Origin of the sequence: Amycolatopsis sp. NPDC026612, from assembly GCF_040638285.1 — a bacterium.
In the GTDB taxonomy this organism is placed as follows: domain Bacteria; phylum Actinomycetota; class Actinomycetes; order Mycobacteriales; family Pseudonocardiaceae; genus Amycolatopsis.
In genome coordinates this window covers 51,662-71,292 of record NZ_JBEZYB010000025.1, presented here as the reverse complement: position 1 = coordinate 71,292, position 19,631 = coordinate 51,662, and the positions used below count along the sequence as shown (strand labels likewise).

18 protein-coding genes are annotated in these 19,631 nt (G+C 72.0%); 15 read left to right on the top strand and 3 right to left on the bottom strand.

Annotation, left to right across the window (positions count from 1 at the left end):
• The first annotated feature begins 77 nt into the window (after nt 1-77).
• Genes AB0F15_RS23090 through AB0F15_RS23075 form a run of 4 tightly spaced genes read left to right on the top strand, consistent with a single transcriptional unit; the run spans nt 78 to nt 2,702 of the window.
• A complete protein-coding gene (locus AB0F15_RS23090; RefSeq protein ID WP_360273710.1) occupies nt 78-1,631 on the top strand; it encodes a phage tail sheath subtilisin-like domain-containing protein in 1,554 nt (517 codons plus the stop codon).
• Nucleotides 1,632-1,646: 15 nt separating this feature from the next.
• Nucleotides 1,647-2,090, top strand: a complete 444-nt coding sequence (locus AB0F15_RS23085) for a phage tail protein (RefSeq protein ID WP_360273707.1) — start codon at nt 1,647-1,649, stop codon at nt 2,088-2,090.
• Nucleotides 2,091-2,094: 4 nt separating this feature from the next.
• Nucleotides 2,095-2,547 (top strand): hypothetical protein, encoded by a 453-nt coding sequence (locus AB0F15_RS23080; RefSeq protein ID WP_360273705.1) that lies wholly within the window; start codon nt 2,095-2,097, stop codon nt 2,545-2,547.
• Nucleotides 2,544-2,702: a DUF6760 family protein gene (locus tag AB0F15_RS23075; protein ID WP_003098516.1), complete on the top strand. Its 159-nt coding sequence runs from the start codon at nt 2,544-2,546 to the stop codon at nt 2,700-2,702. Before AB0F15_RS23080 ends, AB0F15_RS23075 begins: the two co-directional genes overlap by 4 nt.
• Nucleotides 2,703-3,752: 1,050 nt before the next feature.
• Here AB0F15_RS23075 and AB0F15_RS23070 read toward each other — a convergent pair.
• On the bottom strand, nt 3,753-4,478 hold the full coding sequence (locus AB0F15_RS23070) for a hypothetical protein (protein ID WP_360273703.1): 726 nt from the start codon (nt 4,476-4,478) through the stop codon (nt 3,753-3,755).
• A 652-nt stretch (nt 4,479-5,130) separates the two neighbouring features.
• Between AB0F15_RS23070 and AB0F15_RS23065 the strand changes: the two genes are divergently transcribed.
• The 11 genes from AB0F15_RS23065 to AB0F15_RS23015 all read left to right on the top strand — a co-directional run bounded on the left by AB0F15_RS23065 (nt 5,131) and on the right by AB0F15_RS23015 (nt 18,237).
• Nucleotides 5,131-5,493 carry a hypothetical protein gene (locus tag AB0F15_RS23065; RefSeq protein ID WP_360273700.1) on the top strand — a complete coding sequence of 121 codons (363 nt, stop codon included), beginning with the start codon at nt 5,131-5,133 and terminating at the stop codon, nt 5,491-5,493.
• A gap of 13 nt (nt 5,494-5,506) precedes the next feature.
• Nucleotides 5,507-5,953, top strand: coding sequence for a phage tail protein (locus tag AB0F15_RS23060; RefSeq protein WP_003098522.1), 447 nt, complete (start codon nt 5,507-5,509; stop codon nt 5,951-5,953).
• Between the two features lie 3 nt (nt 5,954-5,956).
• Nucleotides 5,957-6,718 (top strand): LysM peptidoglycan-binding domain-containing protein, encoded by a 762-nt coding sequence (locus AB0F15_RS23055; protein WP_360273697.1) that lies wholly within the window; start codon nt 5,957-5,959, stop codon nt 6,716-6,718.
• The gene (locus AB0F15_RS23050; protein ID WP_360273694.1) at nt 6,711-8,534 is read left to right on the top strand and encodes a VgrG-related protein; all 1,824 of its coding nucleotides are present in this window, start codon (nt 6,711-6,713) and stop codon (nt 8,532-8,534) included. Before AB0F15_RS23055 ends, AB0F15_RS23050 begins: the two co-directional genes overlap by 8 nt.
• A gap of 12 nt (nt 8,535-8,546) precedes the next feature.
• Nucleotides 8,547-8,828 carry a PAAR domain-containing protein gene (locus tag AB0F15_RS23045; RefSeq protein WP_360273692.1) on the top strand — a complete coding sequence of 94 codons (282 nt, stop codon included), beginning with the start codon at nt 8,547-8,549 and terminating at the stop codon, nt 8,826-8,828.
• Between the two features lie 7 nt (nt 8,829-8,835).
• Nucleotides 8,836-9,270: a GPW/gp25 family protein gene (locus AB0F15_RS23040; RefSeq protein WP_360273689.1), complete on the top strand. Its 435-nt coding sequence runs from the start codon at nt 8,836-8,838 to the stop codon at nt 9,268-9,270.
• Nucleotides 9,270-11,231, top strand: a complete 1,962-nt coding sequence (locus AB0F15_RS23035; RefSeq protein ID WP_360273686.1) for a putative baseplate assembly protein — start codon at nt 9,270-9,272, stop codon at nt 11,229-11,231. The genes AB0F15_RS23040 and AB0F15_RS23035 overlap by 1 nt, the downstream gene beginning before the upstream one ends.
• On the top strand, nt 11,228-11,767 hold the full coding sequence (locus tag AB0F15_RS23030) for a phage tail protein (protein ID WP_360273683.1): 540 nt from the start codon (nt 11,228-11,230) through the stop codon (nt 11,765-11,767). Before AB0F15_RS23035 ends, AB0F15_RS23030 begins: the two co-directional genes overlap by 4 nt.
• Nucleotides 11,768-11,770: 3 nt before the next feature.
• Nucleotides 11,771-12,751 carry a zinc ribbon domain-containing protein gene (locus AB0F15_RS23025; RefSeq protein WP_360273680.1) on the top strand — a complete coding sequence of 327 codons (981 nt, stop codon included), beginning with the start codon at nt 11,771-11,773 and terminating at the stop codon, nt 12,749-12,751.
• Between the two features lie 28 nt (nt 12,752-12,779).
• Nucleotides 12,780-16,802, top strand: a complete 4,023-nt coding sequence (locus AB0F15_RS23020; RefSeq protein ID WP_360273677.1) for a VWA domain-containing protein — start codon at nt 12,780-12,782, stop codon at nt 16,800-16,802.
• A gap of 109 nt (nt 16,803-16,911) precedes the next feature.
• Nucleotides 16,912-18,237 (top strand): hypothetical protein, encoded by a 1,326-nt coding sequence (locus AB0F15_RS23015; RefSeq protein WP_360273674.1) that lies wholly within the window; start codon nt 16,912-16,914, stop codon nt 18,235-18,237.
• 5 nt (nt 18,238-18,242) lie between these two features.
• Here AB0F15_RS23015 and AB0F15_RS23010 read toward each other — a convergent pair whose 3' ends face one another.
• Nucleotides 18,243-18,869 (bottom strand): response regulator transcription factor, encoded by a 627-nt coding sequence (locus AB0F15_RS23010; RefSeq protein ID WP_360273815.1) that lies wholly within the window; start codon nt 18,867-18,869, stop codon nt 18,243-18,245.
• Between the two features lie 109 nt (nt 18,870-18,978).
• Nucleotides 18,979-19,629, bottom strand: a complete 651-nt coding sequence (locus AB0F15_RS23005) for a response regulator transcription factor (RefSeq protein WP_360273671.1) — start codon at nt 19,627-19,629, stop codon at nt 18,979-18,981.
• Nucleotides 19,630-19,631 lie beyond the last annotated feature (2 nt).

The window sequence follows — 19,631 nt, the reverse complement described above, 5'->3', positions numbered from 1 at the left end:
GCACGGCCGTTCCGCGAAGAACGCGCCGGCAGCAGCATCGCCGGGACAAGACTTGTGCGTCGACAAGGGAGGCACGCATGCCCACCTATCTCACGCCGGGGGTGTACGTCGAGGAGATCGAGGCGGGCGCACGGCCGATCGAGGGCGTGGGTACCGCCGTCGCCGCCTTCGTCGGCTTCGCGGCGGACGGTCCCTTCAACACCCCGACGCTGGTGTCCAACTGGGGTCAGTTCACCCAGACCTTCGGCGACTTCCTCGAGGGCTGCTACCTGGCCCAGTCCGTCTACGGCTACTTCCTCAACGGTGGCACCAACTGCTACATCGTCCGCATCGGCGGGTCGCGCGCCCAGGACAACGGCGCCGCGCCGAAGCAGATCACCGCCCGCCAGGCCGTGCTCGGCGGCTACCGCTTCGTCGCCAAGGAACTGCCGGAGGGCAAGCAGGGCGGCGAGATCACCGTCGAGGTCGCCGAACCGAGCGGCGACAACCCGGCCGAAGACCGGTTCACCGTGCTGGTCAAGCAGGACGGCAAGGTCGTCGAGACGCACAACGTGACGACCAAGCGCACCAAGGAGAACGTCGTCACCGCGGTGCGGGAGAAGTCCGGCCTGATCACGATCGAAGAGGTCGCCACCGGCGGCGCGGTCACCAAGCCCGACAAGGGCACCGCGGTGCTCTCGGCACCGCCGAAGGAGGCGGAGGCACCGCCGGTCCCGGGCCGGGTCGCGGCGAACGACTACGTCGGCGACGTGGCCGACCGGACCGGGTTCGGCGGCCTGGAGGCGATCGACGAGATCACCATGGTCGCGGCGCCGGACCTGATGGCCGCCTACCAGCGCGACCTGATCGACCTCGACACGGTCAAGGCCGTGCAGCTCGCGATGATCGCGCACTGCGAGCTGATGGGCGACCGGATGGCGATCATCGACCCGCCGCCGGCGCTCAACCCGCAGGAAGTCCGCAGCTGGCGGATGGACGCGGCCGGATACGACTCGAAGTACGCCGCGCTGTACTACCCGTGGGTCCAGGTCCTCGACCCCGCCTCGGGCACCAACACGTACCTCCCGCCGAGCGGCCACATGGCCGGCGTGTGGGCCCGCACCGACGCCACCCGCGGCGTCCACAAGGCCCCGGCCAACGAGGTCGTCCGCGGCGCGCTCGCGCTCGAGACGCACCTGACGAAGGCGGAGCAGGAGCTGCTCAACCCGATCGGCGTCAACTGCGTGCGGTCGTTCTCCGGCAAGGGGATCCGGGTCTGGGGCGCGCGGACGCTCTCCAGCGACCCGGCGTGGCGCTACCTGAACGTCCGGCGGCTGTTCAACTACCTCGAGGAGTCGATCCTCGGCGGCACGCAGTGGGTCGTGTTCGAGCCGAACGACGACGCGCTGTGGGCGCGGATCCGGCGCACGATCAGCGCGTTCCTGGTGATGGAGTGGCGCAAGGGCGCGTTGTTCGGGCTCACCCCGGACGAAGCCTTCTTCGTCAAGTGCGACCGGGAGACCAACCCCGCCGAGGGAATCGACCTCGGCCAGGTGATCTGCGAAGTGGGCATCGCCCCGGTGAAGCCGGCGGAGTTCGTGATCTTCCGGCTGGCTCAGATGTCCGGTGGCACCAGCCTGGTCAACGAGTGATGAAAGGACTCCGACATGGCACTTCCCGATCTTGACAAGGCGGTAGGCCACTCCTTCGGGCTCGAGATCGACGGCGTCCAGATCAAGCAGATCTCCGAGGTCTCCGGCCTCAAGATGGAGCAGGACGTCATCGAGCTCAAGCAGAACACCGCGGACGGCAAGTACGTCATCAAGAAGCTGCCCGGCCGTCCGAAGGCGGGCGAGGTCACGCTGACCCGCGGCCTGACCGACGACAACAGCTTCGAGAAGTGGGTCAAGGACGCGCACTTCGGCAAGATGGCGACGGCGCGCAAGGGCGGCGCCATCATCGTCTACGACTACGAAGGCACCGCGCTCAAGCGCTACAAGCTCACCAACGCCTGGCCGAAGAGCCTGGAGATCGGTTCGCTGAAGGCCGGCGACACGAGCGTGCTCACCGAGAAGCTCGTCGTCACCTACGAGCAGATGGAAGTCGAGTGAGCCGATGCGCAGGGTGATGGCGTCGGCGCCGGTCGCGGAGGCCCCCGCCTCCGCGGTGGCGGGAGAGTCCCGGGCGGAACGGCCGAAGCTGCGGACGGAGTTCGCGTTCGAGCTTCCCCGCGGGTACGTCGACGACGAGGGCAAGGTGCACCACTCCGGGGTGATGCGGCTGGCCACCGCGCGGGACGAGCTGATCCCGCTGCGCGACGACCGGGTGCGCGAGAACTCGGCGTTCCTCACGGTGGTGCTGCTGGCCCGGGTGGTCACCCGGATCGGCGACATCACCGACGTGCACGCCGGGGTCATCGAGAACCTGTTCGCCTCGGACCTGGCGTTCCTGCAGGACATGTACCGCCGGGTCAACAGCGAGGGCCACACCAGGGCGGGCGTCGCCTGCCCCGAGTGCGGTCACGGCTTCGTCGTCGACGTCGCCGGTGGCCGCCTGGGGGAATCGTGACGTACGCGGCCGACCGGCTGCACGAGGAAGTCGCGTACGTGGCCTACCACCTGCACTGGTCCCTCGACGACATCCTCGACCTCGAACACCCCGACCGGTTGACCTACGTCGCCGAGATCGCCCGGATCAACACCCGGATGAGCCAGGGACGGTGACGCTGGAATGTGGTGGAGCAGGAAGGAGACGAGCCCGCCGCCCGCGCCTGAGCCGGCCGCGCTGCCGGTGAAGCGCGCGGAGTGGCGGAGCGTGGCGCCGATCCAGCGCGTCCTGGCCGAGCACCCGCTGGTCAACCCGGTGCAGCGGTTCAGCTCGACGCTGTCGTCCTGGCAGAGTCCCGGCTACCTCGAGCCGCTCGGGCACCGCGTCGGCCCGGCGGAACCCGCCGGCTTCATCGATGATCTGGTGCGCCCCGCCGAGACACCCATGCCGCTGGTTGAGCAGGGACCGCCGTCCCGGCTTCGCGGCGCCTCGGTGCAGCGGACCGGCGCCACCGGGGAACCGGGGGACCTGCCGCTGGTGTTGCCGGTCGTCACCGCACGCGAGACCATGCCGCCGCTGACGTCCGCGGCGGCCGAGAGCGGCCCGCCGGTGCGGACCCTCCAGGCGATCGCGGAGCCGTCCCCTGTGGACACTCCGGCGGCCGGCGCCACCCCGGTGGTCCCGGTGGCGGCGCCGGAACCCCCGGCACCCCAACCCCCGGCCCCGGCTGAGCCGGCGCGGCCCGAGTTGCCGCTCGTCCAGCGGACCGAGCAGGCAGCACCACGGCGGCTCGGACTCGGCGCGCCGATGCTGCCGGAGTCGAACCCGCCGCTTCCGGTGTCGCGGCTCGCGGACGACGTTGCGCCGGTCTCGAGCGCTTCGGGGGCACCAGCTGAGCCGGTATCGCGGACGACCGGTTCGCCGCCGGTGAACACCTTTCGCCCGTTCGACACCCCGGAGATCCGCTCCGGGACCACGGAGCCGCCCGGGACACCGGGCGGCTCGACGAGCGTTTCCCCGTCCTTGCCGGTGGCGCGGAGCAGCGAGGACCCGGTCGTGCGAACGGGGGAGGGCTCGTCGGTTTCGGTCTCGCGAGCTGTCGAAGGTGCTTCGCTTCCGGTGCTGGGCGCCGCTGAGTCGGCGGGGGTTTCGCTGACACGAGGGGTGGAGGAGTCGCTGCCTCAGGTGCCGAGGGCGGGCGAGGCGCTTCCTGTCGTACCGACTGCTCAGGAGTCACCTTTGCCGGTGTCCCGCGCGGCTGAGACCTTGACGGTGTCGAGGGTGCCGGATTCGGCTCTGTCGCGGGCGGCGGAGACCTCGCGACCGGCGGCCGAGCCGCTGGTGCCGGTGGGGTCGGCGGCGCGTGAGCCGTCGCTGCCGGTGGCGCGAGCGATCGAAACCCCGGCGTTGCCGGTGGGACCAGCCGCGCAGGATTCTCCGCGGCAGGTGCCAGGGGCGGCCGGGAACCCGGTGGCGCCGGGTGCGCAGGATTCGCCGCTGCCGATGGCGCGAACGGTCGGGACTGCGACGCTTCCGTTGCCGGGAACGGAAGGCAGTTCGGCGCTTTCCGCGGCACCTGTGGCCGATGAGTCACCGGTGCCGGTGTCCCGGATGGTCGAGTCCCCGGCACCTTCCGCCGCGTCGGGATCGCCGCTGCCGGTGTTGCGGCCTGTCGAGACCCCGGCGCGCCCGGTGCCGCCGCTTCCGCTGCTGCGGGCGGCCGAGGCCTCGGGACTCTCCGTGGCACGAGCGGCGGAGGAATCACCGATTCCGGTGACACGCGCCCTCGAGACTCCGGCGCTCCCGGTGACGAGCGCGGCAGAGGCCGCATCCCTTCCGGTGACACGGACGAGCGAGAGTTCGCCCCTTCCGGTCGCCCGGGCCGCCGAGGATTCACCTGCCGCGACGACAGACGCGCCGCAGAGTGTTCCGCTCCCGGTGGCTCGCGCCATCGACGGGCTGCTCCCGGTGGCTGGGGTGTTCGAAGGCTCGACAGCAGGTACCGGGTCGTCACCGGTGGCTGGGTCCCTCGAGGGGGCGGCGAGTCCGATGGCAAGAGCTGCGGTGCCGCTGCTTCCGGTGGCCCGGTCCGCTGAAGGCTCGGCGAGTCCGATGGCAAGAGCTGCGGTGCCGCTGCTTCCGGTGGCCCGGTCCGCTGAAGGCTCGGCGAACTCGACGGCAGGTGCCGGGTCGTTGCCGGTGGCTCGGTCGGTCGAGGGAGCGGCGAGTCCGATGGCGGGAGCCGCGGTGCCGCTGCTCCCGGTGGCTCGGTCGGTCGAAGGCCCGGCGACCTCGATGGCAGGAACTGCCGTGCCGCTGCTCCCCGTGGCACGGTCCCTCGAAGGCCCGGCAGCCTCGACGGCGGGAACGGCGATGTCCTCGCTCCCGGTGGCAAGATCCCCCGAAGACTTCGCCCCCACACCACTCCCGACGGCACACACCATCGGAACCACGCCCCTCCCGGTCGCGCGAACCCCGCAAGGGGCGCCCGCCCCGATGGCGGGAGCCACCGCGCAGCTCTCGGCCGCCCCTGCCGTTGATGGCGTGGCGCCCGCGATGCCGCCGCTCCCGGTGGCACGAGCGGCCGAAATCCCGGCACTCCCCGTGACTCGGGCCATCGGGAATCCGGCCACCTCGCTCTCGCACGCCGTCGACGTCCCGGCACGGCACGCCGAACTGGCCTTCCGCGCGACCGAAGCACTGCCCGTCGCGAGGATCGCCGACCCGGTCCGACCGTCCACACCGGACCCGCCGCCGCCTCCCGCGCCGGTCGTCCAGCGCGATCCGGAACCGGCCGCCGCACCCGCACCGGCACCCGCGTCCGCGCCGGCCGCGGTTCCGCACCAGCAGCCGCCGGAAACCGAAGAGCTCGTCAAGAAGCTGTTCGATCCGCTGCTGCGCCGCCTCAAGACCGAACTCCGTCTCGACCGGGAGCGCCGGGGCGCGCTCACCGATCGCCCGCACTGAAGGAGGAGCGCCGATGCCGGACACCGAAGAGGCCGTCGCCGTGTGCTACGTCGTCAAGCTGGACGACAAGAACCTCGGCAACCTCGGCGCGTTCTCCAGCTGCGACGGGCTCGGTTGCGAATTCGTCATGGAACAGCGGGAAGAGGGCGGCAACAACGGCATGGTCTGGCAGCTGCCGACCCGGATCAAGTACTCGAACATCAAGCTTTCGCGCCCGGTCACCGAGGCCAGCTCGCAGATCACCAAATGGTTCGCCAGCCTGGCCAGCGGGATCGAACGCAAGACCGCCACCATCGAGGCGCGCACCCTCGAAGGCAAGGTGATCGCCAGCTGGGCCCTCGAAGGCGTCGTCCCGGTGCGGTGGAGCGGGCCGCAGCTCTCGCCCGACTCGCCCAAGGTCGCCACCGAGACCCTCGAACTGGCCCACCACGGCTTCCTCAGCCCGGCGAAGAAGGGCTGACAGATGCCCTCGCCCGTCACCTTCACCTCGGCCGGCTCCCAGTCCACGGCGGCCTACAGCTCAGGCGCGCCCAGCAATCTCCAGCGCGCGGTGCTGAAAGTCCACAAGCCGCCGCAGTCCGGCGGGACCGGGCAGCCGCCCGGCGACTGGATGTTCGACATCGAGTTCCAGTTCAACCCCAAGGAGTTCTCGGTCAGCAAGAACGCCAAATGGGGCCGGGACGCCCAGCCCAACGCCAAGAAGAGCGCGCCGCCGCAGTTCAAGGGGTCCGATCCGGCGAAGCTCGCGCTGGAGATGTTCCTCGACGCCACCGACAAGATGAACGACGCCGTCGTCAAGAAGGTCGAGCAGCTGTTCACCTGCTGCGTGGCCACCGAGGACAGCCGCCAGCACAAAAAGCCCTCGCCGCCGTGGGTGATCTTCAAGTGGGGCGGCATGACCGGGTTCCCGGCCTACGTCGCCTCCGTCACCGCGAAGTACACGCTGTTCACGCCGTCGGGGACGCCGGTGCGGGCGATCTGCACGGTGAACCTGGAAGAGATCTCGGGCGAGCTGGGCGGCCAGAACCCGACGTCCGGCGCGCTCGCCGCGCGGGACACGCACGTGCTCGTCGCCGGGGACTCGCTGGCCTCGGTGGCGTTCCGCGCCTACGGCGACGCCGGCAAGTGGCGTGCGATCGCCGACGCCAACGACATCGACGACCCGATGCGGCTGCGGCCCGGCACCCGGCTCCTGGTGCCCGCGCTGGAGGAGCTCGATGGCTAACGAGACCTTCACGAACACCCTCGTCGTCGAAGTCGAAGGCACCGCGCTGCCCGACGATGTCCGGGTGATGCTCGGCTACGCCTACGTCGACGACAGCCGGAACCTGCCGGACACCTTCGTGCTGCGCTTCCGCGACCCCGGCGCGGTCGTGCTGGAGAAGGGCAAGTTCAAGGTCGGGGCGAAGATCAAGCTCAAGGTCCAGACGTCCGACCCCGAAGCCCCGCAGGACCTGCTCTCGGGCGAGGTCACCGCGGTCGCCGTCGACCTGGACCCGCACGGCACCTTCACCGAGGTCCGCGGGTACGACCACGCGCACCGGCTGTTCCGCGGCCGCCGGGTCGCGGCGTACCCGAACATGACGATCGCGGACGTGGTGCGCAAAGTCGCCCGGCGCGCGAACCTGCCCACCGGGAAGATCGACGACGTCAAGGGCTTCGGCGGCCGGCCGAACACCCAGCTGAGCCAGGACAACGTCAGCGACTGGGAGTTCCTGTCCCGGCTGGCCGACGCGGTCGGCGCGCAGATCGCCGTCCGGGACGGGAAGCTGAACTTCGAGCTGCCGGAGAAGCCGTCCGGCGCGCCCTCCACGAGCACCAAGGCGACCGCCGACCCGCTGGTCCTCGAAGCCCACGGGACGCTGCTGAGCCTGCGCGCCAGCGTCACCGCGGCCGAGCAGGTCCCCGAGGTGCGGGTCAACGGCTGGGACTACGAGAACAAGCAGCCGATCACCGCCACCGCGACCCCGAAGAACGCGGGCACGGACGTGCCGGGGGTGGATCCGGTCGCGCTGGCCGGGAAGTTCGCGAGCCCGCCCTTCCTCGACGCCGCCGCACCCCGGCGCACCCAGGGCGAGGCGGACGCGACCGCCAAGGCGCTGGCCGACCGGTTCGGGGGCGCCTGCACCGAACTCGACGGCGTCGCGAAGGGCAACCCGAAGCTGCGCGCCGGCACCGCCGTCACGCTCACCGGCGTCGGCCAGCCGTTCTCGGGCAAGTACACGCTGACCAGCACCCGCCACCTGTTCAACGAGGAGGTCGGCTACACCACCGAGTTCGCCGTGTCAGGGCGCCAGGAACGCTCGCTGTACGGCCTGGTCGCCGGCGGGGCGAAGAACTCGTCGTGGCCGGGTGTCGTCCCCGCGCAGGTGACCGACCTCAAGGACCCGGCGAAGCTCGGCCGCGTCAAGCTCACGTTCCCGTGGCTGGACAAGGAGTTCACGAGCACCTGGGCACGCACGGTCCAGGCGGGTGCGGGCAAGGACCGCGGCGCGCTGGTGCTGCCCGAAGTCGGTGACGAGGTCCTGGTGGGCTTCGAACACGGCGACTTCGAAGCGCCCTACGTGCTCGGCGGCCTCTACAACAGCAAGGATACGGCGCCATCGAAGTTCACCAAGCCGGTCGTCGACGGCAACAGCGGGAAAGTGGCTCTGCGCGGGTTCGTCTCGCGGAAGGGCCACAAACTGGAGTTCGCCGAGGACGACGGCATCATCCTGTCCTCCGGGGACGCGAAGTTCGTGGTCAAGATCGACCAGAAGAACCAGGTCATCGAGGTGACCAGCGGCAAGAGCGTCACGGTCAAGGCCCAGAACGGCGTCAGCATCGACGCCGGGAGCGGGCCGCTGGAGCTCAAGGGCCAGAAGGTGTCCGTGAAGTCCCAGACCGACGCCAGCATCGAGGCGAGCAGCCAGCTCAAGCTGAACGGCACGGCGGGTGTGAAGGTCGAGGGCGCCACGGTTTCGGTCGCCGGCCAGGGCCAGACGGAGCTGACCGCCAGCGGTGTCGTCACCGTGCGCGGCAGCGTGGTCAAGATCAACTGACGGGGGAGCGACATGCCACCAGCCGCGAGGGTCGGCGACCCGACCGGGCACCCGGGCGTCATCGCCGGGCCCGGCGTGCCGACCGTGCTGATCGGCGGGATGCCCGCCGCGAACGTCGGGACGCTGCACACGTGCTCGTTCCCGCCGCCCGCGGTGCACCCGCCGACGCCGATCGCGCCGCCGGGCTGCCCGACGGTGCTGGTCGGCGGCATGCCGGCCGCCCGGATGGGCGACATGGCCACCTGCGGCGCGCCGATCGTCATGGGCTGCCCGACCGTCCTGATCGGAGGCTGACGTGACGGTGACCGGGAAAGACTTCCTCGGCCGGGGACTGGCGTTCCCGCTGCACACGGACGCGACCGGCTCGATCGCGCTGGTCGGCGGCGAGCGCGAGGTCGTCGAGAGCATCCGGCTGATCCTCGCGACCTCGCCGGGTGAGCGGCCGATGCGCCCCGAATTCGGCTGCGCGGTGCACGACCTCGTGTTCGCGCCCGCCGACGCGGCGACCGCCGGGCAGATCGCCTACGAGGTCCGCACCTCGCTGGAGCGCTGGGAGCCGCGGATCACCCTCGACGACGTCGTCGTCAGCTTCGACGAGGCCGACCGCGGGACCCTGCTGATCGACATCCGCTACAGCCTGCGCGGCACCAACGACCCGCGCAACCTCGTCTTCCCGTTCTACGTCATCCCACCGCACGAGTCCGCCGCGCTCGATTCCCAAGCGGACGGTGCGTGATGTCCCTGCCGATGCCCAACCTCGACGACCGCCGGTTCCAGGACCTGGTCGACGAGGCCAAGTACCTGGTCCAGCGCAACTGTCCGGAGTGGACGGACCACAACGTCTCCGACCCCGGCGTCACGCTGATCGAGACGTTCGCGCAGATGGTCGACCAGCTGCTCTACCGGCTCAACCGGGTGCCCGACCTGCACTACCTGCGCTTCCTCGACCTGATCGGGGTCCGCCTGTTCCCGCCCGCCGCCGCGCGGACGGACGTGACGTTCTGGCTCTCGGCCGCCCGCGACGTCCCGGTGGTCGTCGCGGCCGGCAAGCAGGTCGCGAGCGTGCGCAACGAGGTGGAGGACCCGGTGGTCTTCACCGTGGAACGCACGCTCGACATCGTGCCGTGCTCGTTCGCGCACCTGGCGACCAGCACGTCCGACACCGGCGTGCCGCCGGTCGACCGCACCGACGACCTGCTCGTCGGCGGCGGCCCCGCCGCCTTCACCGAGACCCCGGCCCCCGGTGACGCAGTCTGCTTCGGGCTGTCGGACGCCGTCCCCGGCTGTGCGGTGCTGCTGCGGATGAACTGCGAGGTCGAGGGCCAGGGCGTCGACCCGCGCGACCCGCCGTGGCTGTGGGAGGCCTGGGACGGCACCGGCTGGGCGGCCTGTGAGGTCGACCGGGACAGCACCGGCGCGCTCAACCGGGCCGGCGACATCGTGGTGCACGTCCCGCCCGGGCACACGATGTCGGTGCTCGCCCGCCGCCGGGCCGGCTGGCTGCGGTGCCGCCTGGTCGAAGCCAGGCAGAACCAGCCGTTCTACCAGCGGTCGCCGCGGCTGCACGCGGTCGAGGCCTCGACCATCGGCGGCACGGTCGGCGCCGTGCACGCCGAGATCATCCGCAACGAGGTCGTCGGGACGTCCGACGGCACGCCGGGCCAGCGGTTCCCGCTCGGCCGTCCCCCGGTGGTCGTCGGGGACGGCGAACTGGTCGTCGAGGTCTCCGGCCCGGACGGCTGGCAGCAGTGGACGGAGGTCCGGTCGTTCGCCGACTCCGGCCCGGACGACCGGCACGTCGTGCTCGACCGGGCCCTCGGGCAGGTCGCGTTCGGCCCGGCGGTGCGCCAGCCCGAGGGCGGTCTCCGGTACTACGGGGCCTTCCCGGCCAAGTCCGCCGCGATCCGCGTGCCCGAATACCGGTCCGGGGGCGGCCGGCGCGGCAACGTCGCCCGCGAAGTCCTCGAGGTGCAACGGGACCCGATCCCGTTCGTGAGCAGCGTGGTGAACCGCCGTCCCGCGATCGGTGGGGTGGACGGCGAATCGGTGCGGGACGCGGCGGTCCGCGGCCCGCTGCTGCTGCGCACCCGCGACCGCGCGGTCACGGCCGAGGACTACGAGCAGCTCGCGCGCGAAGCGGCGCCGGAAGCGGCCCGGGTGCGGTGCATCGCGGCGCACGGCGCCGACGGCCGCGAGACCGGCGCGATCCGGGTCCTCGTCGTGCCCGCGGTGCCCGACACCGGCGAGCTGGCCTTCGCGACCTTGATGCTCGATGCCGGCATGCGCGCCCGGATCGAGCGGTACCTCGACGAGCGACGCTGCGTGGGCGCGCTCGTGTCCGTGGAACCGCCCTTCTACCAGGGGATCACGGTGGTCGCGCGGCTGCGTGCCCGGCGCCGGACGGCGGCCGGCACGCTCGGCGCCCGGGCGACCCAGGCCCTGTACGACTACTTCAACCCGATCAGCGGCGGCCCGGACGGCGAAGGCTGGCCCTTCGGGCGCCCGGTGCAGTCGGGTGAGGTGTTCGCGGTGCTGCAACGGCTTCCCGGCGTCGAGCTGGTGGAGGACGTGCGCCTGTTCGCCGCGAATCCGATCACGCGCGAACGCGGCGATCAGGTCGACCGGCTCGACCTGCCGCCGAACGCGCTCGCCTTCTCGTTCGGGCACCAGCTCCGGGTCCGGGAGGCGGGCGCATGAGGACGGGAATCCGTGGGCTGCCGAGCCCGCACCCGATCGGGGAGCAGCTGCCCGCGGTGTACGCCGAGGACCGGTTCGTGCAGGGCTTCACCGGCGCGCTCGACGAGGTCCTCGCGCCCGTCCTGTCCACTTTGGACAACTTCGCGGGCTACCTCGACCCGGGGGTGGCCCCGGAGGACTTCGCCGGCTGGCTGGCGCACTGGGTCGCGCTGCGCGTCGACGAAAGCTGGAGCCCGGCGCAGCTGCGGCAGCTGGTGACGCGCTCGGTCGAACTGCACCGGTGGCGCGGGACGCGGCGTGGCCTCGCCGAGCACGTCGGGCTGCTGACCGGTGGCGCGGTCGAGGTGACCGACAGCGGCGGTGTCGTCGCATCGCCGCAGCCGGGGGCACCGCTGCCGGACCCGGGGCCGCCCTGGGTACGGGTGCAGGTGCGGGTGCCCGACCCGGCCCGGATCGACGTGCGCCGGCTGACGGCGACGGTGGTGGACGCGGTGCCCGCCCACGTGCGGGTCACGGTCGAAGTGCTGGAGGGCTAGCGGATGGTCACCTACGCGGAGTGCGGGCACCAGGGTCCCGCCGAAGTCGAGTTCTGCGGCGAATGCGGCCGGTACCTGAAGTGGGACGACGACGGACCGGTGGCCGCCCCGGCGGCGCAGCCGGTGGCGCGGCAGCAGGTCGTGCAGCCCGCCGAGCCGCTCGCCCCGGTGCGGCAGCCGGTGCGGCAGACCGTCGAAGAAGACGTCCTCACCCCCGGGGACCTGATCTGCGGCCGGTGCGGCAAGGGCAACGCGCCGACCCGGAACTTCTGCGGCCGCTGCGGCGCGTCGCTGGCCGAGTCCCAGGTCGTCGAGACGTCGTGGTGGCGACGGCTGTTCGGCCGCAAGCCGAAGGAGCTGAAGGCGGGGGCGCGGCCGGGCAAGGACGGCGTCCGCCGCCGGACCGGCCGGGCCGGGGCCGCGCGCCGGACCGCCGGCAAGATGATCCGCCGGGTGATCGCGGTGATGCTGGTGCTCTTGGCGCTGGTCTACGCGCTCTACCAGCCGTTCCGCGGCGCGATCAACACCGCGGGGGCCGGGCTGTGGGGCCGGGTGACCGGGATCTTCGAGGCCAAGCTGAACCCGGTGCACCCGGTCAAGGTGACCGCGACCGCGCAGGCGGCCGGGCACGCGGCGCCGCTGGTCACCGACAACGCCAAGAACACGTTCTGGGCCGCCCCGACCGACCGGGAACCGGCGCTGGTGTTCACCTTCGACCACCCGGCGGACCTGCGGAAGGCGATCGTCTACTCCGGCGACGCGGCGAACTTCCAGGCCGCGCACCGGCCGCAGAAGCTGCACCTCGTGTTCTCCACCGGCAAGACCTACGACATGGTGCTGGCCGACACGCCGGACGCCCAGGAAGTCCCGATCGAGAACAGCGCGGGCGCGACCGGCGTCGAGCTGCACGTGGTCGGGTTGCACCGCTCGCTCAACGGCACGGACGTCGCGATCTCCGAGATCGAGCTGTTCGAGGCCGGCTGAGTCACCGACAGTTTGGGGAGGACCGACCATGCGCGCGAACCGAGTGGTGGCGGGCAGCGCGGTCGTCGCGGTGCTCGGCGGCTGGGCGATCGGCGGAGCACTTTCGCCGACCGCGGCGCAGGCGCCCGCACCGGTGGCGGCGCCGTACCGCGTCGGGTACGTCAGCGCGGCCACCACCGGCCTGGCCGAGGCGACCGGGGAAGGCCCGGTGGCGGCGCTGCCGAGCGGCATCGGGAACGTCGACTCCGACGCGTCCGCGGGCGACGGCGTCCTCGTGTGGGTGAGCCACCGCCCCGCTTCCCCCGGCGGCGCCGAACGCGACGGCGAGCTGTTCTCCTTCCGTGACGGCGCCAAGGCTCCGGTACGGCTGACCGACGACGACGCCGTCGACACCCACCCGGCGCTTTCGCCCGACGGCCGTTCGGTCGCGTTCGCCTCGGAACGCACCGGCAGCAGGAAGCTCTTCGTGATCGGCGTGGACGGCCGCGGCCTGCGTCAGGTCACCTCCGGCCCCGCCGCCGACGACTCGCCGAGCTGGTCGCCCGACGGCACGCGCCTGGCGTTCAGCAGCACGCGCGACGACCCGGCCGGGGACATCTACACCGTCCCGCTCACCGGCGGAGCCCCGGTGCGCCTGACCGCCGACCCGGCCGCGGACACCCAGCCCGCGTGGGGGCCGGCGCGGATCGCGTTCACCACGACCCGCTTCCACCCCGCGGGCGATGTGGTGCTGATGGCCGAAACCGGCGGCGCGGTCACCCGTGCGGTCCCGGACCCGGGCGATTCATCCGAGCCTGCGTGGTCGCGCGACGGCGCCCGGCTGGCGTTCACCACGCACGCGCAGGACCCACTCGGCGACGTCAAGCAGATCGCCGACGGCAAGGTCTCGATCATCTCGGCGTTGTCCGGCACCGGCGAGACCGAGCCGACGTTCCGCGCGAACGGCCGGCCGGTGTTCACCGAGCTGCGCTCGGGCGACACCACCGACATCTGGAGCTCCGACGCCACCGGCGGCGACCGCCGGGACATCACCGACCGGCCGGACACCGACGAGTTCGATCCCGCGTTCTCCGCAGACGGCGCGCTGCTGGCCTACACCCAGGCCGGCACCGGCGAGTCCCCGGACACCGAGGTCTTCGTGGCGAACGCCGACGGCAGCGCTCCCCGCGCGCTGACCGGTCCGGTGGACGGAACCAAGGGCGAGCAGCACCCGGCCTGGTCGCCGGACGCCACGATGATCGCGTTCACCTACTCCACCATCCGCAACGAACACCGCGTCGACGCCGTGCGGATCGCGCGGGTCGCGGACGGCCGGATCCTCGGCGAGATTCCGATGCCGCCGTACCTGCGGGCCCGGGACTCGCAGCCGGTGTGGTCGGCCGACGGCACCAAGATCACACTGACCAGGGCGGCCGCCCGTGCCGTGCCGCCCGGACCGTCCAGAGTGGACCCGTCGGTGGTCGATATGCCGGTCGGCCAGGGCACCTCGGGCTCGGTCTCCAAGACGGTGCAGACCGACCGGGTCCCGGCCAACCCGGACATCGTGCTCCTCATGGACCAGACGGGGTCGATGGGCGGGGTGATCGCGCAGATGAAGGCCAACCTGGACGACGTCATGAAAACGGTGGCCAAGCAGCAGCCGAACGCCCGGTTCGCGGCGGCGGCGTTCGGCGACCGCGACGACCCGGCCGACACCGACAATCCGAACGGACGGGCGTTCCAGGTCCAGCAGGGTCTGACGACGGACCTCGGCGCGGTCGAAAATGCGTTCACCAGGATCAACGCCGGCGGCGGCGGAATCGACGCCCCAGAAGACTGGATCTTCGCCCTGCACCGGATCGCCACCGGGGCCATCAGCTTCGAGGAGAAGAACAGCAAGATCATCGTGCTGGTGGGCGACGCGCCCAGCCACGATCCGAGCGGCGACAAGGACCACACGAAGGGTGTGCACCTCACCGACGCGATCAAGGAGCTGCAGGCGAAGGGCATCCGGGTCGTGGCGGTACCCGCCGCGAACACCGGCGGCGGCCTGGACAGCCAGGGCGGCCAGGCGACCCAGGTGGTGACCGCCACCGACGGCGTGCTGACCCCGAGCACGAACGCGGCCGACATCAGCGCCGCGGTCGTGAAGGGGCTCGGGGACCTGTCGGTGAAGGTGCTCCCGGTGCCGTACTGCGACTCGGGGCTGACGCTGACCTTCAGCCCCGAAGGGTCGCAGCAGGTACCCGGCGGGACCGACGCCCACTTCGCCGAAACCGTCACGGTTTCCCCGGCCGCGCCGATCGGTTCGGTCCTGCACTGCGAGGTGGACTTCCGCCTGGACGGCGAACCCACCGCCCGGTCCGGCTACACCGAGGACGTCACCGTGCGGGTCAAGGATCCGCGGCTGCCGCTGATCACGGTGCACGACAAGACCGTGACCGGGACCGCGCCGACGGTGATCGACTACCCGGCGACCGCGATCGACTCCGACTTCGAAACCCCGCTCACGCCGTTCTGCACCCCGTCGTCCGGCAGCCTGTTCCCGGTCGGTGCCACCACCGTGACGTGCACGGCGACCGGGCGGAACGGCACCGCCACCGAGACCGCCGCCATGGCCGTCGACCCGGGCGGGGAGTTCCGGCAGGAACTGTGGCAGGTCGCGCTCACCCCGGGGCCGGACAGCGTCGCCGCGGGAACCCAGCGGGACCTCTCGCCGTCGTTCGGGACGCCGTGCGGCGCCGGCGAGCAGGGCTCGGCGGACGTTTCGCCGGACGGCGCCGCCCTCGCGTTCCAGAACGACAACCGGTTGATCTGCGTGGCGCCCGCCGACGGCGGACCCGGGCGGGTCCTGGTGCAGAACGACGGATCCGTGGACAACCCGGCCTGGTCACCGGACGGCACACTGGTCGCCTTCGACAGCGCGCGCGGCGAATCCCGGCCGGCCATCCAGGTCGTGCCCGCGGCCGGGGGCACGCCCGTGCCCCTGATCGCCGGACCGGGCGGCGCCGCGCAACCGGCGTTCCAGCGGATCGCGGACGTCGGCGTGACCGCCACCGCCGTCCCGGCCACGATCCCGTTCGGCGGGCTCACGACGTTCGAGTTCGTGGTCACCAACCACGGGGCCGCCGCGTCGCCCGGGGTCGGGCTGTTCGTTCGGCTGACCGCCGGGCTGCGGCCGCAGGCGCCGATCACCACTGCCGGCACCTGCACGCCGGACCTGGTCTGCACCTTCGGCGCGCTCGCGCCCGGTGGCCAGGCGCGGGTGCGGTTCAGCGCCGCCGGGGTCACCGCCGGGCCGCAGGCCGCGACCGGCACGGTCACCACGACGGGCCGGGACGCCGACGCGCGGGACGACTCCGCCACGGCCGTCGTCACCGTCGCCGACAAGCCGCTGCCCCCGATCACCCCGGGGTCGTTGTCGGTGGGGCTGGCGGTGTCGGCGGTGCCGCTGTTCACCGGCGGCGACGACGTCGTGCTGACCTTCCTGGTGCACAACGGTTCCGGGGCACCGATGCCGGCCGTCCGCCTGGTCACCCAGCTGCCGCCGCAGCTGCCCGCGACGTCGGTTTCGCCGGGGTGCGCGCCCGGTGGCGGCAGCTGTGCGCTCGGGACGCTGGCCCCCGGCCAGACCGTCGAGGTCCGGATCTCGCTGGCGGCCAAGGCCGCCGTCGACGCGCCGGTGTCCGGCACGGTCGGCACGAGCGGACCGGACTCCGACACGAGGGACAACACGGCGAGTGCGCGCGTGGTGATCCGGCAGCCGGTGGTGACGGTGGATCCGGGCGTCGGCCCGCTGGGCTTCGTCCCGCGCGTGACGGGCACGGACTTCCCGCCGGGCGCGACGGTCCGGCTGGCCTGGTCGGCGGGCATCTCCGAGACACCGGGACTGGTCACCGTGGGCGTGGACGGGAAGTTCGAGGCGCAGTTCCTGATCTTCCACCACGACCTGATCGGGCCGCGCACGCTGTCGGTCACCTCGGCGAGCGGCCCGAAGTTCGGGACGGTGCAGTCGAACCCGATCCTGGTGGTGCTCCGCACGGAACAACCGCCGTTCATCACCCGCGGCTGACCGGCCGGAGCGGGGCCGGAACCACTGCCCGTACGGGCAACCACCGGCGCACGGCCGCACACCCGTCCGCTGGTGCCGGACCCGCGGCCGGGAGCGGAGACTTCCGGGCATGGGAGCAACGGCGACGCTGTCCGAGGCCGGCCTGGCCGCGGTACCGGGCGAGGAGACGAGCTGCTCGGTGACCATCCGGAACGCCGGGCAGGTCGTCGACCAGTTCACGATCGACGTGGTCGGGGCCGTGAGTGGCTGGGCCACCGCGGAACCGGCGACGGTCAACCTCATGCCGGGGGAGACGGGGACGGTCACCGTGCGGTTCGCGCCGCCGCGGTCCTCCGACGTCCCCGCCGGGGCGATCCCGTTCGGCGTCCGGGTGTTCTCGAGCGAGGACCCCGCCGGCTCGGTCGTCGAGGAGGGCACCGTCGAGGTCGGCGCCTTCACCGAGGTGACCGCCGAGCTGGTGCCGGCCAAGGTGGAGGGCAGTTCCAAGGCCGACTTCGAGGTCGCCGTCGACAACCACGGCAACCGGCCGGTGACGGTGGAACTGAGCCCGCTCGACCCGGAGGACGAGCTGGACTTCCGGCTCGAGCGGAACCGGGCCGACCTGGCGCCGGGCACGGCGGCGTTCGTCCGGATGCGCACCCGGCCGCGGAAGCGGTTCCTGCGGGGGCAGGCCGTCCGGCACCGCTTCCAGGTGTTCGTCGTCGCCGACGGGGCCGAGCCGCTCAAGACCGAAGGCACCATGGTGCAGCGGCAGCTGCTGCCGAAGTGGCTGCTGCCCGCGCTCGCCGCACTCCTCGTCCTGCTGCTCGCCCTCGTGACGCTGTGGTTCACCGTGCTGCGGCCCGCGGTGAAGTCGGCCGCCCGCGAGGCCGCCCAGGAACAGAACCAGGAAATCGTGAAGGCCGCGCAGGACGCCGGTACCGGGGCCGATCAGGCGAAGAAGAACGCCGACCAGGCCAAGCAGAACTCCGAACAGGCGATGAAGGCCGTCGGCCTGACCCCGCCGGGCGCCGCCCCGGCGGGCCCCGGCGGCGGTCCCGGGACACCGCCGCCCCGCGTCTCGACCGCCGCGGCCGACGGGACGCCGACGGACTTCCGGGTGGCCGCGGACGCGAAGATCGACGCGAACGTCAACCGGTTCGCCGAGTTCCCCTACACCATGCCGGACGAGAGCAAGACGCTGGTGATCACCGACCTGGTGCTGCAGAACCCGCGCGGCGACGCCGGAACCCTGCGCCTGCTGCGGGATTCCGGCGGCACCAAGAACGTCCTGCTGGAGGTCGGCCTCGCGAACTTCCGCGACCTCGACCACCACTGGCTGCAAGCCTGGCGGTTCCAGCCGGGGGAGAAGATCGTGCTCGCGGTCAGCTGCCAGAACCCGGGCGACCACGGCCACTGCACCCCGTCGGTCTCCTTCTCCGGCCGGGTCGAGTAGCCGTGCTAAATCAGCCCTTCACGCATGGCGAACGCCACCGCGTGGGCGCGGTTGCGGAGCTGGAAGCGGTTGGTGATGTCGTGCAGGATCGACTTCACCGTCCGCTCGGAGTAGCTCAGCTGGTCGGCGATCTCCTTGGTCTCGAACCCGTCGGCGACCAGCCGCAGCACCCGGGTTTCCCGCTGCGACATCCCGGCGAGGTCCCACCCGTTCGGGTGCAGCACGTCCCGCTGCAACCGGGACACCCGGGACAGCAGGCGGCCGAGCAGGTCGGGCGGCAACGCGCCTTCGCCGATCGCCGCGGCCTTGACGAGCCGCACCAGGGTGTCCGGGGTGGCGTCGGCCCGGCGGATGATCGCCGACACGCCGTCGCCCACGACGTCGAGCAGCTCCGAGTCCTCCACCTCCCCGGCGACCAGGACGACGCCCGCGTGGCCGGCGCGCTGGAGGCTGCGCAGCAGCTGCCGGGCCTCTTCGTTCAGCCGCTCGACGATGACCAGCACCACGGCCGGCTCGGTGGAGTCCTCGTCGGCGAAGCGGATTTCGGGCCGTGAACGCAGCGCGGCCGTGACGCCCGCGTGGGTGATGGTGTCGGTGGCGTGCAGAAGCACCGGAACCTGGTCGGTGATCATCATCGGTGAAGCCCCTCCCTCGAGCGACGTCGGTTCGCTCCACCCCCAAGGATCGTGGTGCGGAGGCTTGCCGACCAGGGACATGGAGTCCCGATATGTCCCGCTTTCCTTAGTCCGATCGGGCAATGCCGGCCTCTTTGGCCTTGGCGATGGCCTGGGCGCGGTCGGTGACCCGGAGTTTGCGGAAGATGTGGGACACGTGGTTGCGCACGGTCTTCTGGCTCAGCACCAGCTCCTCGGCGATGGACGCGTTCCCCATGCCCTGCGCGATGAGCAGCATGATTTCCTTTTCGCGCAGCGTGAGCCTCGGGAACGACTCGTCGCGCGGGGTCGCCGTGCCCAGCAGGGACAGCACCCGGGTGGCGATCGCCGGGCTGAAGATGGCTTCGCCGTCGCCGATCACCCCGACCGCGCGGATGATCTGCTCGTTGCGCGCCCCCTTGAGCAGGTAGCCGCGGGCGCCCGCGCGCATGGCCGCGAACACCGCGGCCTCGTTCTCGAACATGGTCAGCATGAGCACGCCGGTGTGCGGGTTCGCGCTCACGATCCGCCGCGTCGCCTCGACACCGTCGAGGTCGGGGAGGTTCAGGTCCATCAGCACGACGTCGGGTTCCAGCCGGCCCGCGTCGGCGACCGCGCTCAGACCGTCGGCCGCCTCGCCGGCGACCTCCATCCCCTCGGTGGCGTCGAGCATCGCGCAGAGCGCCGCCCGGAAGACGGGGTGGTCGTCGACCACGAGGACGCGCAGCGTGCCGAACATCG

Bases quoted from the DNA above. Each gene is read 5' to 3' on its own strand.
- AB0F15_RS23060 (WP_003098522.1), top strand. From the start codon at position 5,507: ATGCCGGACACCGAAGAGGCCGTCGCCGTGTGCTACGTCGTCAAGCTG.
- AB0F15_RS23090 (WP_360273710.1), top strand. From the start codon at position 78: ATGCCCACCTATCTCACGCCGGGGGTGTACGTCGAGGAGATCGAGGCG.
- AB0F15_RS23030 (WP_360273683.1), top strand. From the start codon at position 11,228: ATGAGGACGGGAATCCGTGGGCTGCCGAGCCCGCACCCGATCGGGGAG.
- AB0F15_RS23045 (WP_360273692.1), top strand. From the start codon at position 8,547: ATGCCACCAGCCGCGAGGGTCGGCGACCCGACCGGGCACCCGGGCGTC.
- AB0F15_RS23070 (WP_360273703.1), bottom strand. From the start codon at position 4,478: ATGGCGCGAGCCACCGGGAGCGGAACACTCTGCGGCGCGTCTGTCGTC.
- AB0F15_RS23020 (WP_360273677.1), top strand. From the start codon at position 12,780: ATGCGCGCGAACCGAGTGGTGGCGGGCAGCGCGGTCGTCGCGGTGCTC.
- AB0F15_RS23080 (WP_360273705.1), top strand. From the start codon at position 2,095: ATGCGCAGGGTGATGGCGTCGGCGCCGGTCGCGGAGGCCCCCGCCTCC.
- AB0F15_RS23055 (WP_360273697.1), top strand. From the start codon at position 5,957: ATGCCCTCGCCCGTCACCTTCACCTCGGCCGGCTCCCAGTCCACGGCG.
- AB0F15_RS23015 (WP_360273674.1), top strand. From the start codon at position 16,912: ATGGGAGCAACGGCGACGCTGTCCGAGGCCGGCCTGGCCGCGGTACCG.
- AB0F15_RS23005 (WP_360273671.1), bottom strand. From the start codon at position 19,629: ATGTTCGGCACGCTGCGCGTCCTCGTGGTCGACGACCACCCCGTCTTC.
- AB0F15_RS23035 (WP_360273686.1), top strand. From the start codon at position 9,270: ATGTCCCTGCCGATGCCCAACCTCGACGACCGCCGGTTCCAGGACCTG.
- AB0F15_RS23010 (WP_360273815.1), bottom strand. From the start codon at position 18,869: ATGATCACCGACCAGGTTCCGGTGCTTCTGCACGCCACCGACACCATC.
- AB0F15_RS23085 (WP_360273707.1), top strand. From the start codon at position 1,647: ATGGCACTTCCCGATCTTGACAAGGCGGTAGGCCACTCCTTCGGGCTC.
- AB0F15_RS23025 (WP_360273680.1), top strand. From the start codon at position 11,771: ATGGTCACCTACGCGGAGTGCGGGCACCAGGGTCCCGCCGAAGTCGAG.
- AB0F15_RS23050 (WP_360273694.1), top strand. From the start codon at position 6,711: ATGGCTAACGAGACCTTCACGAACACCCTCGTCGTCGAAGTCGAAGGC.